This window comes from Serratia sp. HNCC26DJ206 (genome assembly GCF_057180605.1).
The window spans coordinates 1-1,531 of record NZ_JBXUGP010000095.1 but is presented as its reverse complement, the minus strand read 5'-3'; the positions used below and the strand labels follow the sequence as shown (position 1 = coordinate 1,531).

The window sequence follows — 1,531 nt, the reverse complement described above, 5'->3', positions numbered from 1 at the left end:
GTTGATGTATTTGTTGATGGATTACAGCTTGATGTACTTGGCTTCGAAAGCGTTAATCCCAAACAAACCGGGCGGCCAGGATACCACCCTGCAACCATGCTAAAGCTGTACATTTATGGATACCTGAACCGCATTCAGTCCTCCCGCAGGTTAGAAAAAGAAACCCATCGGAACGTGGAGCTGATGTGGTTACTTGAACGATTAACACCTGATTTTAAAACCATTGCCGACTTCAGAAAAAACAATGGTAAAGGTATCAAAAACACCTGCCGAGCTTTTATTGACTTGTGTCGTCAGATGCAAATGTTCACGAATGTGATTGTTGCCATCGACGGCAGCAAGTTCAAGGCGGTAAACAGCAAATCGAACAACTTCACACCCCAGAAAGCAAAGGGTCACATCGAAAGGGTTGAGCAAAGTATCGCTCTATACCTGAATAAGCTCGATGAAGCTGACAAGACTGCTGAGCCTGAAATAATCACAGATTTAACAGCGACGAAACTGGCATGGTTGCAACAGCGCTTAGAAGAGTTAAAGCAAATGCAGCAGGCCGTGGAACAGCATCCTGATAAACAATTGTCACTGACAGATCCTGATTCCCGGTTGATGAAGATAAACAATGTTAACCGTCAGGTGAGCTATAACGTTCAGACTGCCGTTGATGCCAAAAATCACCTGATTGTTGCGCATGAAGTGACGAATACACCAGACCGTGGGCAGTTAACTGCTGTGACGAAATTAGCGCAAGATGCTGTTGGCAAAATGGATATTACAGTTCTAGCTGATAAAGGCTATTACAGCCGGAGTGATATTAAAGCCGCTCAGGATTTAGGTGCCGTAGCCTTAGTACCAAAAGGTGATACCTCTGGCGCAGACCGCAAAGGTCTTTTCAATCGATCATTGTTCAAATATGACCAAGAAAAAGACATTTATATTTGTCCTACGGGTAGCGAGCTTCAGAACAGGTTTACGGTAGTCGAAGATGGGTTAGAGCTGCAAATGTACTTTAACCATATTGCATGTCGCGATTGCAGCCAGCGGTCAAGGTGCACCACATCAAAACGCGATCCGAGACGTATAAGACGCTGGGTTCATGAAGCCGAAATGGAAGATATGCAGACCAGGCTTGATGCATCGCCACAAACAGCTGTCGTGCGAAAGCAAACGGTAGAGCATCCGTTCGGAACAATTAAAATGTGGATGGGGGCAACTCACTTCCTGATGCGACGATTTAAAAACGTCAGCACAGAAATCAGTCTGCATGTGCTGGCTTATAACCTGAAAAGGATGATGTCGATCTTGGGTAATGAAGGATTGGCCATTAAGCTGCGAGAGCAATACAACTAGCGGGTATAACCGCTTTAACCCCTGATAACCACTCAATAGCCCTCGATACCAGGCTTCAAAAGCCTCGAACTGCCTCTATATCTAAATTACTCCGAATGCAGTCAATATCTGGAATATCTTGCGTTCCTGAACGGGGATAGTACTCAGATAATGCAAAAAACGAGTTTTCACACAGCCTGGGCAC

The 1,531-nt window shown here is 45.1% G+C and carries 1 protein-coding gene; it reads left to right on the top strand.

The window, feature by feature from the left end:
* On the top strand, window positions 1–1,347 hold a 1,347-nt coding region (locus AC2A1E_RS24055; RefSeq protein ID WP_484385852.1), incomplete at its 5' end, for an IS1182 family transposase.
* Between the last annotated feature and the right edge of the window lie 184 nt (window positions 1,348–1,531).